General features: G+C 68.4%; 11 protein-coding genes. 6 read left to right on the top strand and 5 right to left on the bottom strand.

What is annotated here, in order from left to right; genetic code table 11:
* Positions 1-1,260: 1,260 nt before the first annotated feature.
* Together ACFWVV_RS15210 and ACFWVV_RS15205 are read right to left on the bottom strand one after the other, a co-directional pair.
* Positions 1,261-2,154: an ATP/GTP-binding protein gene (locus tag ACFWVV_RS15210; RefSeq protein ID WP_384357277.1), complete on the bottom strand. Its 894-nt coding sequence runs from the start codon at positions 2,152-2,154 to the stop codon at positions 1,261-1,263.
* Positions 2,148-2,723: a hypothetical protein gene (locus ACFWVV_RS15205; RefSeq protein ID WP_384357275.1), complete on the bottom strand. Its 576-nt coding sequence runs from the start codon at positions 2,721-2,723 to the stop codon at positions 2,148-2,150. Before ACFWVV_RS15205 ends, ACFWVV_RS15210 begins: the two co-directional genes overlap by 7 nt.
* 586 nt (positions 2,724-3,309) lie before the next feature.
* On the opposite strand from ACFWVV_RS15205, the gene ACFWVV_RS15200 reads away from it, so the two are divergent.
* Positions 3,310-4,092 (top strand): ParA family protein, encoded by a 783-nt coding sequence (locus tag ACFWVV_RS15200; RefSeq protein WP_384357273.1) that lies wholly within the window; start codon positions 3,310-3,312, stop codon positions 4,090-4,092.
* Positions 4,092-4,904 (top strand): hypothetical protein, encoded by an 813-nt coding sequence (locus ACFWVV_RS15195; RefSeq protein ID WP_384357271.1) that lies wholly within the window; start codon positions 4,092-4,094, stop codon positions 4,902-4,904. The genes ACFWVV_RS15200 and ACFWVV_RS15195 overlap by 1 nt, the downstream gene beginning before the upstream one ends.
* A gap of 621 nt (positions 4,905-5,525) precedes the next feature.
* Here the strand turns inward: ACFWVV_RS15195 and ACFWVV_RS15190 are convergent.
* Positions 5,526-5,876, bottom strand: a complete 351-nt coding sequence (locus ACFWVV_RS15190) for a hypothetical protein (RefSeq protein ID WP_384357269.1) — start codon at positions 5,874-5,876, stop codon at positions 5,526-5,528.
* A 197-nt stretch (positions 5,877-6,073) separates the two neighbouring features.
* On the opposite strand from ACFWVV_RS15190, the gene ACFWVV_RS15185 reads away from it, so the two are divergent.
* Both ACFWVV_RS15185 and ACFWVV_RS15180 read left to right on the top strand, forming a co-directional pair.
* On the top strand, positions 6,074-8,647 hold the full coding sequence (locus ACFWVV_RS15185) for a PQQ-binding-like beta-propeller repeat protein (protein ID WP_384357267.1): 2,574 nt from the start codon (positions 6,074-6,076) through the stop codon (positions 8,645-8,647).
* A complete protein-coding gene (locus tag ACFWVV_RS15180) occupies positions 8,644-9,741 on the top strand; it encodes a PQQ-binding-like beta-propeller repeat protein (RefSeq protein WP_384357265.1) in 1,098 nt (365 codons plus the stop codon). The genes ACFWVV_RS15185 and ACFWVV_RS15180 overlap by 4 nt, the downstream gene beginning before the upstream one ends.
* Before the next feature lie 745 nt (positions 9,742-10,486).
* On the opposite strand, the gene ACFWVV_RS15175 is transcribed toward ACFWVV_RS15180, so the two are convergent.
* Together ACFWVV_RS15175 and ACFWVV_RS15170 are read right to left on the bottom strand one after the other, a co-directional pair.
* A complete protein-coding gene (locus tag ACFWVV_RS15175) occupies positions 10,487-11,308 on the bottom strand; it encodes a hypothetical protein (protein WP_384357263.1) in 822 nt (273 codons plus the stop codon).
* Positions 11,305-11,565 (bottom strand): hypothetical protein, encoded by a 261-nt coding sequence (locus ACFWVV_RS15170; protein WP_384357261.1) that lies wholly within the window; start codon positions 11,563-11,565, stop codon positions 11,305-11,307. The genes ACFWVV_RS15175 and ACFWVV_RS15170 overlap by 4 nt, the downstream gene beginning before the upstream one ends.
* A gap of 964 nt (positions 11,566-12,529) precedes the next feature.
* Between ACFWVV_RS15170 and ACFWVV_RS15165 the strand changes: the two genes are divergently transcribed.
* Both ACFWVV_RS15165 and ACFWVV_RS15160 read left to right on the top strand, forming a co-directional pair.
* Complete coding sequence (locus ACFWVV_RS15165) at positions 12,530-12,760, top strand: hypothetical protein (RefSeq protein WP_384357279.1); 231 nt, start codon at positions 12,530-12,532, stop codon at positions 12,758-12,760.
* Between the two features lie 193 nt (positions 12,761-12,953).
* Positions 12,954-13,142 (top strand): hypothetical protein, encoded by a 189-nt coding sequence (locus tag ACFWVV_RS15160; protein WP_384357259.1) that lies wholly within the window; start codon positions 12,954-12,956, stop codon positions 13,140-13,142.
* Positions 13,143-13,719: the final 577 nt, after the last annotated feature.

Raw genomic sequence — 13,719 nt, 5'->3', positions numbered from 1 at the left:
TTATAAGAGACAGGACGCGACGCGGTGCCGCTACGCGGCACTTCCCTCGGTCGCTCCGCTCCCGACACGCCGGTCCACTCCGTGGCCCTGCGTGTCCGGGCGACCGCTTCGCGGCCTCCCGGACTCTGGTGCTCCGCACCAGCAACTCGCCTGCTCCGCAGTCGAGTTGGCCCGCTTCGCGGGGGCTGGCTACGCGAGAGGGTGGCCCGGGCCCGTGTGAGTCGGCTACCCGACGTGACTGAGCGTAAGAAGCTGAATGGGTCGCTCCGGCCTGCCTGCTGAGTGTGCGTCATTCTGGCACCCCGCTGGAAAAGCTCAGGATCGGGCATCCCCTCCCCCGCCGCTCGCTCCCGTTTCTCCGGGCCCTCCCCCGCAACACCACACCCGCTCACCCCCTCTGACCTGCACCAACACCCACCACACCCGAGCAACCCACACGGTGGCCCGCCCCCACACCCCCGATCTGACAGTCCGTCAGGAAACAGAACCGAATTCCGACCCTCTACGAGTCGAATCCAGCACCCCGAACACAAACACCCGATCGCCCCCGAACACCACCCACGAAAAAGGGCCGCACCCCCCGAGCAAAACAGCCCAGGAAATGCAGCCCCAATTCACGCCCCGAATTCACCGCGCCCGGGGGCGAGCACCTCGGGCCACAGGCACCGCCGGGGTGACCCCAGGGCCCCGGCCCCGTGCCCCGACTCGGCCGCCCCCGGGCCGTCGCACGCAGGGCGGTGCGGCGCAGCGGGCGAGCCCTGCGAGCCCCAGTCCGGAAGAAGAACCTGCTGCCCGACCCCCGAGCAGCGTCCTGTGCTGCTGCCCCGCCCTTTTTCCCAGGGGTGGCGGTACAGGAGGCTGTGAGGGGGTTGTCAGGGTTCTCTCAGGCGCCAACCACGGGGGATGACCTGCGGAAACGCGCCGTTGCCCAGAAAGGCGCGCAACGGGTAAGGCAAGGGCTAAAGCAACCCCTAAAGCAACGGGCGCGGCGGGCAGGCCCGGGGCGATTGCTTGCGGCGCGGGCGAGCCCCGCGAGCCCGGCCCGGAAGAAGAACCTGCCGCCCGACCCCCGAGCAGCGTCCTGTACTGCTGCCCCGCCCTTTTTCCCCAGGGGTGGCGGTACAGGAGGCTGTGAGGGGGTTGTCAGGATTCGCCGACGTACTGACCACGGGGGCTGACCAGCACAAACGTCCCGCCGTCGCGGAACCCATGTCAGGGGTTCTGTCAGGGGTTCTGTCAGGTGTTGGGGCAGGGGTTCTGTCAGGGGGCTGTGCCCACGGCCTGCATCTCGTGGAGGCCCAGGGTGAACGGTGTCTGCCGGGTTTCGGTGAAGGTGCCCGTCTCGCCGGTGCCGCCGACGACCTGCCAGTCCACCGTCCAGGTCGAGGTGGCGGTGCCCCGGTAGGGCTGCCCGAGAGGGCGCGCGAGGCGGGTGTACCGGTGACCGCAGTCCGGTGACGGGGAGGTGCCCCGGGCCGGGGAGTACGGGGTGCCCGGTCCGGCGCAGGTGGCCGTGGTGCCGTCTCCCATGGTCCAGGCGATCGAGGTGACCGTGGCCGTCGCGGAGACCGTCACGCCGCCGGCCGTCGCGGTCGCGGTGGTCGGCCCGTACGTCGACTCGGTCGGCTCCACCCACATCCACACCGGCAGCCCGATCAGGTACGGCCGCCCCGCTCGCGGGGCGGCCACCTTCGGGCCGTCGAGGCGGACCTGGTCGATCGCCTGGTGCGCGACGACTTCAGGGTCGATGGCGGGCGCGGCCGGGGCGGCGCCGTCCGCGATCCAGACCGGGCGGGCGGTCTGCGTGTCGTCGCACTCCGCGATGAACACCGCACCCTTGTCGCCCGGCTTGTGCCCGCCCCACAGCGGACTGCCCACCGGAGGCTGCGGCTCGACCCGGGTGTACCGGCAGACGGGCTTGCCCGGCTTGCCCTTGCCACCCTTGGACCCGGCCGCCACCGGGGAGCCGGCCCAACCGGCGCCGCCCGGCTTGCCCTCGGTACTGCCGCCGTCAGCGGCGCAGACGCGGACGAAAATCGAGCTGGACCCCATGCACCCCGGATCCGGCCCGTCCGCCCAGGCCGCAGGGATGGGGGCCCCGACCAGGGCCATGGCCAGGACCAGGGGCGCCCCCGCGGCCCGGCGCCTCAGCATGTCCCGCCGCCCTGCGGGTCCAGGTCGGTCACCATCCACCGCCCGTCCCAGCGCTCCATCGAGGCCGTGGCCGTGTAGCGCAGCGGCTGAGCCGAGGGCAGCGGGATCGGCTTGCCCGCCTTGACGTCGTAGGTCTCGTACTCCGACAGGTCGATGCAGTCGGACACCGTGGCAGTCGGGATCTTCGCCCGCATGTCCAGGCTGGACACCGCCGGGGTGTGCCCGGCACCGCCCCGCACGACCGTCCCCGCGGCTTTCATCTGCCGCAGGTCCATGCGCATCTTCCCCAGCGCCTGCGTCGTCGCGTACCGCTCCAGGTCCGTACCGGCCGGATCCGCCTTCCGGTACGCGGCCGTCTGCGCCCGCGTCATCGCCCGGTACACAGCCAGCGCCGCCGTCTTATGCGCCGCATCCGGGTCGGCCGGAGCCGACGACCGGGCAGGGGGCACCGCAGCCGCTGAGGGGGCCTCAGACGCCGCCGGAGCACCGCCGTCTCCCCCGCATCCCGCCAGGGCCAGAACGAGCGCGAGCGCGCCGCCTGCCGCCGTCAGCCGTGCCGTCGTGCCCATGTACCAGCCACCCCCGGGGTGATCACCTACGCGGACGATCACCGTAACGGCACGCATCCGTCCCGTCACAAGCCCGACGCTGCCGGAGCCGGGTGCCGCCCCGCTGAGGGGTTACCGGTTATCGGTTACCGGCCCCGCGCACACGGTTTCGCGCTGCTCAGGGGGAGACGGCAGGTCTCGGGAGCGCCTGTAACCGGTAACCGGTGCTCCCGGGACCTGCCCGAGCGTCGACCGGCGGCCGAAAGCGCGGGCCAGTGCGTTGCCGGTCTGATCCCGTGGTTAGTGCCGTGGTAAGTCCAGCGCGGTACTAACCATGGTGCTAACCACGGCACTAACCACGGCTCTTGACGGACTAACCACGGCAGGTCAGCGGCGTGCAGACGGACCCGACATCACCGGGTGTCTCTCACTGCGAGACACCCGGCCGCTCGCGGTACAGAGCACCAGGCCCATCTGATTTGTATGACTGCTTGCGGTGACCTGCGGCGGGGCGCGCGGAGGAGTCCCCCTCGACTCTGACAACATCTGAGCTGTCTGAGTAGCCGCACTGGGCGGTGAAACCAACGGACAAGTGAGAGGTCACCGGATGAGTACATCCACAGCCGTGCGCCATGCCGCGGAGACAACAGTCCGCGACGGCCGGACGGCGAAGGTCATCGTTGTCATCCAGCAGAAGGGCGGCGCGGGCAAGTCCACGATCGCGGTGAACACGGCTGCGTGCGCGGGCCGCTCCGCGGTGAAGTCGGCGGACGAGGAGGCCGGCTCCCCGGTCGTCGCGGCCGGTATCGATGTCCAGGGCACCCTGGAGAAGTGGTGTGCGGGGGTGCGTGAGGCGGCGCTGCCGTTCGACTACGTCGTGACCAAGAGCAAGTTGGGCATCCTGCCCGCCATCGTGGACGATCCGGAGCGGCGTCGCATCATCGTCGACACCCCGGGCTTCCTGGATATCGATCCCGATGCCGAGTGGGGTGCGGATCCGCTGGGGGAGAGCCGGACCGCCGACGCGTTGCGCGAGGTGCTTGAGGTGGCGGACCTGGCGATCGTGCCGATCACCCCGTCCAAAATCACTTGGGACGAGTGCGAGTTCACGATCGAGCGGGTCCTCAAGCCGCGGGGCATCCCGTTTCTGGTCGTGATCAACATGCACGACCCCGGGAAGGACCGGGGCGAGGTGCAGCTGGACAAGGTGAAGGTGTGGATCGATGAGCGGGCCTATCCGCGCGTCTCGGATCCGATCCGGCGGTACACGATTCACGAGCACGCCTACGAGAACGGGACGCTCGTCACCGAGTACAAGATGAGCGGCACCGCGCTGAACGCCCGCGAGGACTTCATGCGCGTGGCCCTGACGATGGAGCAGATGCTCTGATGGGACGCCAGATCAACCCCACGGGGGGCCCGCAGGGGCCCGGCAAGCCGGGTACGGCGGTGGCGCTGGCCCGGGCCATCGACCACCTGCCGACGAAGCAGCTCTCCGACACCCCGGTGCTCATCGCGCAGGAGCGCGAGCTCCTGGTGCGCTGCGAGGCCGCGCTGGAGAACCTGCGGATCGCGTACTGGGCTGCGGGCAAGGCGCTGCAGGTCGTGCGGGACGGGCGGCTGTACCGGGCGACACACAAGAGCTTCGAGGACTACTGCAACGAGCTGTGGGACATCACGCCGCAGTACGGGAACCAGCTGATCAAGACGTGGAGGATCACGGAGAAGCTGTTCGAATTGGTCGGTGACAAATCGAACGATCTGGAAACTGTAGTTTCCAAGAAGCTCGGCATCGCCCAGGCTCGCGAGCTGGTCTCGCTCGCCGAGGAACACAGCATCGACGCCGCAGCCCTGCTGTACATCGCACTGATCCAGGTGCAGCGGCTGGGCGTCACCTCCGCCATGGTGAAGGGTGCCGTCCAGGCGCTCCCGCCGGAAGCGGCCGGCAAGAAGAAGGCCACCGAGGAGGCGGTGCTCGCCTACCTGGCGAGTACAGAGGGCGCGGCCTCGCTGCCGCAGGCCGCAGACCCGTACAAGGCGCTGGCCCGGGCCAGCAAGAAGCTGGACGCGGACGCACTCCGGGCAGCGATGAAGCACAACCCTGAGGGCACCCGCACGATGGTGCGTGAGCTGATCGAAGCGTTGTCCGCTTCCGTCGGCATAGAAGTTGAGATCAAGGTGCCCGCACAGCAGACGACCTGACTCATCGAGGTAGCGCCGACGGCGGGGCTCGTTCCAGAATGCTGGGACGAGCCCCGCCGTGGTTGGTTCCATGGTTGGTTCCCCGCCCGGGGTATCCACGCAGCCAACCATGCGACTCACCGCGGCTCCTCACGGGCCTCTGGCCGGAGATCGGCCGCAGGCCCGGGGCGGGGGCGCAGGCCTCGGTATCCGGGGCAGAGGCCGCGCCTTGGGGGATTCGCCCGCGCTGCGCCCGAAGCAGTACGACACGCGGAACGTCAGGCACTGGAGGATGCTCCGCAGCGTTTTGGTTGACGTCGCGGCAACGGTGCCTGCATCCGGGTCGAGGTGGTGTCGCAGCCGGACAGCCGCGAGTGTGGCCGGGGCCAAGAGGCGGGCGGTGTCGGTGTCGGGCTGTAAGTGCGCCGCGGAGGGCGTCGAGTCCTTCGCCCACGTCCTGCGCGCTGACGCGGTGGATGTCGGGCCGGCCGTCGGCGGCTGCGTCGGCGAGGGCGGACACCGGGCCGGAGGAGAGCGGGGGTGTCGTCATGCGGTGCAACGATGCCCCCGCTTCCGCCGTCGCAGGCCTGGAACGTCCGGACTGTGGTGTCCGTGCCGTCCCCGAGGCGGCACGGTGCGGGGTCACTGGGCAGGGGGCGTGTTCTGGAAGAGGCGGATCAGCGCCTTGATGCCAGCTGCGGCGAGGGCCGGGCCGTAGCGGAGGGCGAGGATGAAGACGGCGGTGAGGGTGAGGATGACGATGAGGGTTTCGGCGGGCAGGTAGGCGCTGACGCCGGGCGGCTGGGTGTCGTACACAGGCTCGTTGGGGCCGGCCGGCGGGGCAGGAGCAGCAGACGGAGGAGCGGCCGGGGCGGGGGCAGCGGTCTGCGAGGCAGGTGCCGGAGGTTCGACGAGGGCCACGGCAAGGGGAGCGGGGGCAGTGAGGACGAAGAACGCTGTCGCCACGGTGGTGATGAGGCGCCGTGCTCGCATTGCGGGTCGGTCGCTGCTGTTCGGGTGACCTGTGCGGGTGCGGTACAGCATGATGTTCTCCTGATTCCCCAACTGGATTTTTGGCGTTGTGTTCGGCGTTGAAGAGCCACTGTTGAGGACAGAAATTTGTACCGCCATGGTGAAAAGCGCTGTTCACGGCACGAAAGAAAGAAGTGGTCGGCATAGGGGGTGAGGGGATGGCGGAGGATGGTCACAGGGGAGTTCCGCGGCCAGGGGTTCCCTCCCGTAAGCAGGGCCGCCCGCCGAAGGACCTGACTGGGCTGGGGGGTGCACAGCGGGAGTTCGCGGACATCATCCGCAAGGAGTTCTTCGACCGGCTTTCCCGCTTGGGCGTGACCACGGCCCAGATTTCCGCCGCGCTCAACGAGAAGAGTGAGGGGTTCAGCGGGCCGTCTTTATCGAAGTACCGCTCCGGGGAGCGGATTCCCGACCGGGACAAGCTACTGCGGTTGCTTGCCTATGCGGAGGAGGTCGCGGACCAGCCGCTGCCGGAGGGCGTGCGCGAGCTGGTGTTGGAGAAGTACTCCGCTGTCCTGCGCGAGACCAACCCCCAGTTGCATCACTTCTACGAGCTGCTGGACGAGCGCGAACAGATGGTCACCGAGCGGGATGTGGCGCGCAAGGAGCATCGGCGTACTCGCGACCAGCTGGTGGAGTGCCGGTCAAGTCTGGAGCAGGCGCTGGGCCAGGTGAAGCGGCTGGACGCCGAGGTGAAGCAGGCGGAACGTGAAGAGCTGCGGCGTCAGGAACGTGAGGACGCTGCGGAAAACGAGGTCGTGCGGCTGCAGGAGGAGCAGGAGCAGCTGCTGCGGGCGGTGCGCCGTGCGCGGAGCGAACAGCAGGCGGCGCGCAGGGAGATCCAGCGTCTGCAAAGTCTGCTGGTGCAGCAGGCCCAGGAGGCGGCCCGGTCCGAGGCCGGGCTGAAGGACGAGAACGCGGGGCTGGCTGCCGAGGTGTCGGCGGCCGCGGTCAGGTCGGAGAAGCTGGAGCACAGTGAGCAGGCTCTGCGTGCCGAGCTCGATCAGGTCACGGCGGCCCTGGAGCAGGCGGAAGTGCGCAGCGGCGAGCTGGCTTCCCGGTACGCGGTAGTCCTGCGTTCGCGGGCGGTGGTGAGTAAGAGGTTGTCTCTGGCGCGCGTCCAGCGCCGCGATCTGGAGGACAAGCAGGCCGCTCTGGTGCAGCGGGAGGCTGTCACGATGCGGCAGCTGACGGCGGCCGAGCGGCGGGTGGCGGATCTGGAGGCCCGGCTGGTGGCCGCGTTCCGGTCCCGGGACGCGCTGCTGGAGGATCCTGCCGCGCCTGAGCGGGTGGTCGCCGAGGCGGTGGAAGCAGTCGATGCGGCCTGGCAGTCGTACGAAGGGGAGATCTCCCGCATCGAGCAGCACGTGGTTGTTTCTCCCGCCGGAACAACGACCGCTTCTCCTGCCGGAACCAATGAATCCGCAGATGAGGAGGGCGCTGCCCCGGCTGCCGCGACCGAGGCCACGGAAGAAGGCGGCGAGCCGCCAAGTGCGCCGCCGGAGCGGGAACGGGAACGGCGCCCGCGCGTGAGGCCGGTGGCAGCGTCGACCGGGGACACCGGGTCGGCCTCGGGCGGCACCGTCCGCTCCGTCAAGCACGTGGACCTCACGGCATGGGCGATGTTCGGGGGCCTTGTTCTGCTGGTCTTCCTGATCACCACGCTGTGGCCGCAGGGCTGGTGGCCGCGCGACACCAGCGGCGCCAAGGACAACCTGTCGCAGGACGACGGGAACGGCGGTGAGGAGACGAAAAAAGTAGGACCGCAGTGGTCTTCGGTGCTCCCGTACCCGCTGAACAACAAGCCCGTCCTGGACGGCACGGTGGTGATCACCACTGCGTGGCAAGGCGCGGCCTACGGGATCGACGCCACCACTGGCCGGCGGTTGTGGACGGTACCGCTCACCAAGAACATCAGCGGACCGCCGGTGACGTCCGGAGGGCTCGCGCACGTCCGTAGTTCCTACAACGAGCTGAAGACGGTCGATTCCCGCAGTGGCAAGGTGCGGTGGGAGGACCCCGACTTCGCCGGTTCTCTCGCCGCCGCTCCGGGCTTGCTGGTGAAGACCGTCGGGAACGAGGTCGTCTCCCTGCGCCCTCACGACGGCAAGGTCCTGTGGTCCACCAAGCTGGATGCCCAGGCCATTGGTTCCCCCGTGCTGACGAAGGACACGGTCTATGTGTCCGCTCGTACCGGTCTGCTCTATGCCTTGAACGCCGAGACCGGAGCGGTCAGATGGCGCAAGGACGTCTCGGGCAAGGACGCCACCCGCGGCCCATTCATTGCCGGCGGTGCGGTCATCGCGAACGCCGACAAGGAGATCGTCGCCCTCGACACCCGCAGCGGAAGGGAGCTGTGGCGCCGGAGCCACACCATCGACGTCTACATGTCCGCCATGGAGGCGGCAAGCGATGTGCTGATCTTCACCGAAGCAGGCAAGGACGGCAGAGCGCTCACCGCCGTAGACCTGAAGGAAAAGCGCCTGAAGTGGGTCGTCGAGCACAGGGAGAAGAGCGACGCACAACCTCTTGCGCTGTCTGCCTTCGCTGACCGCTTGTACGTCGCGTACGACAGTCAGAAGCTCTGCGCCCACACCGTCGCCGAGGGCACTCTCGTCGAGTGTTTCACGATCGACAACACCCTGGCCGACATCACGGCCACTGCCGACGGGGTCTACGTCACCAGCTACAACCAGCGCCTCTACTTCTTCCAGAAGGGGGCATTCGGATGAGCGCCTCACCACTGAGAGTGCAAGCGAGGAGCCTTCTCGTCGCGGCGGTTCTCACCCTGTCGATGTCTGCCTGTGACGCCTCACCCCCTGCCCGGAATCCGACTGACGACAAGCCAACGGAAAAGAAGGTCGTCACTATCTCCGAAGATCCCGCCTGGACCGCGCGCACCAGCGGAGAACGGTTCTGCCCCAAGTACACCGGCAGCGCCGTCATCGATGCAGGAAATTCCGACGTAACCATGCGGAACGCCAACACGGGAAAGATCAAGTGGACACACAAGGTGGGCGACATCGCATGCCCGCTGGTGACGAAGGAAGCCGTCTACGTCGCTTCCGACCACGGGTGGATTACCGCCCTCGATCTGGATTCAGGAAAGGAAAAAGGAGCCATGGACACCGATGGAATATCGGTGTCCATGGCTCCGGTAGAAACAACTTCAGGCATACACATTGAAAACACCGGCGACATTGTCACCGTGGACAAGTCATTGGAACGCAAGATCTGGCAGCACGAGGAAGACCTGGACTTATGGGCCGACAGGGTCGGATCTTCCGGCACTACTGTCGTCCTGCTGACCCGCAACGGAAAGGCGAAAGCGCTCTCGAGCGAAACCGGCAAGTTGGTGTGGACGTACGTCACGCCTACGCACGCCAGGACCTCCGGCGACCTCACGATCGCCGACGGAATCGTCTACTTCGGTTCCCACGACGGATCCATGTACGCCGTGAACCTGGCCACCGGGCAGAAGGCCTGGACGACCAAGCTGGAGCAGGGCTCGCTCTCCACCCCACGCCTGATCGGGAACATGTTGATCACCTCACAGGGTGACTACATCCACGCTCTCGACCGGAAGACCGGCCGGGAGCAGTGGAAGCACCTGACGGCAGGCACCGTGATGATGCAGACGGCCGCCGGTCAGGTCTTTTACTCCGACCGTGAGAACGGGAACGTGACCTCTCTCGACGTCTCGACGGGCGAGCGCATCGCCACCCTCTCCCCCGTACCCGGCGCCTCCTGGCTCGCCGCCAGTCCCACCCACCTCTACGTATGGACGAAAACCGAAATCCGGGCATACAAGTTCATCACGAAGTAGCCCGTCTCACCGGGGCTCAAGGACCGGTGCACGGGACGTGCAGGTCAGGTCGGGTGCCCAGAGGAGCAGAACCGCCGGGCCGCTCCGCCTCCCACCCGTCAGAGAGGGCGTGCGGTTGGCGCCGGACAAGCCCCGCAACCTCCCCGGCTGGCGGCCGATGTACCCATGCTGTTCCCCGGGGGAACAGCGCTCCCTCGCGTGCACACGTGTACACGGGCGCGTGTGCACGTCAAACGCGCGCGAGGGGCCCGGCGTCGCGCGGCGCCGGGCCCCTCGGGCAGCGGGCAACGCCTCACCGCTTGGCCGTGTCAGCGCTGTAGTCCTTGGTAGCCGGGGCCGGGGCCGAGTCCGCGCCGTCGGGGTCGGCTTCCCGGCCGATCGGGGGTAGAGCGGGGAAACGGGATGACGGGCGCCGGAGCCGGGCTGTGTGGCGCGTCCTGGTCGGTGCTTTGCGCACCACCAGCCAACCAGCGGGAAGCAGCCGTCCGCCATAGCCGGACCGGGCCACCCCGCCTACGCACCACGCCTCGGGCAACCGCCCCTGGCGGGCCTGAGCCGGGCACGGGCAAGCCCGGCGAAGGACGGCTTCGCCGGGCTGGCCGCACGCCGTGGTGCAGGCCCCTGCGGGGGTCTTGGGATGCGCGGGCCGACTGCGCTCCACGACCGGCCCCACTCGCCGGCGACCCCGCCGTCGAGGCGCCGACGCCCCCGGAGGAGGGTGCCGATCATGGAGCCAGGTGACAGGTCAGTCGTTGAGGGTGGCTCCCATGGCGATCTGGTGGAGCCGGTCCCGTTGTTTGATCTTGTAGGCGCGGTTGGTGCGTGTACCGGTGTTGGAGCCGAGGATGCCGTGGTCGCGCAGGGCCCGGATGCTCTTCTCCACGGTGGCCAGTCCCAGCCCGAGTGCCTCGGAGAAGTCGCGCTGGCTGGGGCCTTGGACGATGTTCGGGTCCAGGACGCCGATGAGGATCTCCGCGCCGAGCTCCTGCTGGAAGCTCAGATGGTGCAGGAGGCGGGCGACACGGCATATCGGCGCGAGGGGGTTCGTGCCGTACAGCGTCTCGAACTCGTTGACGTAGGTCATGAGCCGCTGGTGGACCATCCGGACCACGGACAGGTCGCGTACCGCGCGGCTGCGCAGCGCGTCGCGCGGGATCCGGATGGTGACGGTCGCGGCGAGGAACTGGACCCGCTCGCGCTGCCCGATGGAGGGCACCTCGGTGAAGATGTCGAGGTTGCCGAGCACGTAGTTCCCGCCCCAGATCCTGCCGTTGACCAGGATCGTGCCGCACACGACGAACTCGATGTAGCGCCGGCCGAGCAGGACCTGCTTCGCGGTGCGGGGATGGCGCTGGAGCCGGCTGAGTTCGGCGAGTTCGGCCGCGACCTCGGTGGTCAGGCCCTGCTGCATGAAGTAGTGGTGCAGGACCTGCTGGGTGCGCGAGGTGCGCGGACCCATGGTGCCGCCGCCACTGACTTCGTACGCGGGCTCCAGGTGCTTCGTGATCCGCGGTCGGGCCTCGCCCTGGGGCCGCATGGCGGTCTCGGTCTTCCGTGGCGATGTCATGGCGTCACCCCGGGCATCTCCGGGTTCGGGACGACGCGGTGAAGGGCCGCGGCGGGGGCGGGCGCCGCCGGCGGCTGCTGCGGCTCCATGAGGATCCGGGTGACCGGGACCAGGGCCCCGATGATGCCGCCCATCGCGATGATGATCACGGCGGTGCGGGCGGGCTGGGCATGCATCCTGGCGACGACGAAAGCGATCGTCCCGAAGACGATCAGGAACACCGCCACCACGGTGAGGAAGGGAATGAGAGCTGACACGGGGCATCTCCGGTGTACTGGCAGACGGGTGCGGTGTCTGCTGCAACGGCCCTCCTCCGGGGCCTAGTCGGAGGAGGGCCGCGCCCGCTCACGGGTGGCTGCCGTGCCGGTTACCGCTGGACTGTCTTCGCTCTTGCAGCAACCGGGCGTGCGTCCGAAGGTCCAGGCGTCATCGACCGGTTAGGCGAAGAGAGTACCTACATCCGACAACGTGCCCAACTAACGCTTCCCCGTAGGGATTTGATGATCCCTCAGAAGACCGACATCCCGGTCTTGAGCTCATTTGTCCGGCTTGACAGGATTAATTGCCTCGCCGGAAAGCCGTACTGAGACGGGTTTTGCTCCGTTGCACCAACGGAATCCCTCCGATTACGGCATATCGAAGCATCAGATTCGGTTACATGACCCGTGCTGAACATGGGCCCTGGACTGGCCTTCGCTCGGCATCATCGGGCTTCGCCCGGAGGGTGGCCCCCTCCGGGTGCCCGATGTCAAACGTCACTGAGGGTCCCGCCATCTGGCGGGGCCCTCAGTGTTTGCGCAGCTCAAGGCGGCGCCTCTCCCCCTGCGTCGGCGGCCGGCGGTCTAGACATACCGCCCGGTATCGACGCCCTCCAGACCGCCAGGCGCCCTTGTCCAGCTCTAGAAGATGTCACTCTTAGTTGAACAATATAAGGCGCAAATACCAGCAAAACCGGACACCTTTGAAGTTGCGGTGACGGGTAGCTGCGGGTATACACTTCGAGGTTTTCCACTCACTGTGCGTACTCACCGGTAGTCATTGCGCGGGCTTCGTGACCAGGCACTAAAGGTCACGCAGTGCGACGAAGTCGCTACGCCGAAGCGTGAGAATTTTGCCCTCGAATCACACAGACGAGGTACTCGAAGGGCCCTGACGAGCCCGCCTCGCCGACGGCCCCACGGAGTGCCGCAGGTGTGTAAGGAGCTGAGGCGGCATCGAGCGGTGGCCCCGGACACTGCAGGAGGAGTTCAGGCAGTCGAGCCTGCTCTCGGCACCCAGGGGTCGGGCAGCGTCGTCCCCCACCGCGACCAGGTCGCGGTACGCATCCACGACGGCGCGTTCTCCGCGATGGACCTCACCGCCCGCCACCGGCGAACTGCTATCCACCGTGAGGTTCATGGTCAGACCCTCGCCGCCGCCGGCGAACTCCAGCGCGACTCCAACGGGAACTGACCTACGACGGGCCCCAGGCGCCGGGCGAGCAGGAGAGCACCGCAGATCAGCAACGTGGTCAAGGGGTACCCATCACGCCGACTTCTTCTCACAGAGGGTCTTTGGCCCGAAGCGGAAGAGACGAGACCCGATGCCGACGTCTCCGGCGGCCTGAACGGGGCTCTCCTGGCCGGGCCGCGGTGATGATGGCGGTATGACCGTGCGCCGCCCATTGGGCACAGGACCAACTGGCACCACCAACGCCGCCTCCCTCACCCAGGACGCCGCGCCGCGCGCCCCGCTCGCCGCCGAAGGCCTCCCCAGCGGGGCCTCCCCGGTGGCCGTGCCCGTGGCCCGTCCGGCCGGACGCCGCACTCTCGGGGCCGGGCCGGCCACCGGCTGACCCCTGGGGTGCACGCTGCTGCCCCGAACGCTGCCCCTCCTAGGCCAACGGGACCCTCTCCCGTGCCCGCGGGTGCACGTGCACGGGTGCACGCGGTACGCGAGGCACGCGGCATGTGCGGCACGCAGCGGAGGCGCCGGCGGGGTCCCCTCGGCTGTCCCCTGCCCTGTCGCGTGTCCCCTCCGGGAGGGGCACCTTGCCCCTTGCGCGCGTCACGCGTGCGCGTGCGCCCCGGAATTCACGGGACAGGGGACACGGGACAGATCGATTTGATCAGGCGGGGTCGGAGACGGCTTCCGGGTGGTGGTCACCGCAGCAGCGTGGATCCGCGAGCGCGCCTATCGCCAGGAGCGCCGGCCAGGCGCAGGGCCCGTGATCGCACGGCCCGTCGTGGGGCCCCGCCGGAAGCACCGCGAGTTCGGACCGGGGACGGTAGCGGACCAGGGAGACCATGCAGGCCCTTTCGGTGAGTGATCGTCATACGCCGCCGTGAGCGACGAAATCGGCCTCGCTGGACCGGGGAGGGGCCCGGAGGGGGAAATCGGCGCCCACGGCGGCGTACAGGCTGCTTTACGGA

Source organism: Streptomyces sp. NPDC058663 (genome assembly GCF_042716745.1).
Taxonomy (GTDB): domain Bacteria; phylum Actinomycetota; class Actinomycetes; order Streptomycetales; family Streptomycetaceae; genus Streptomyces.
Note: the sequence above shows the minus strand (reverse complement) of the source record. Positions and strands in the feature narration are given on the sequence as shown.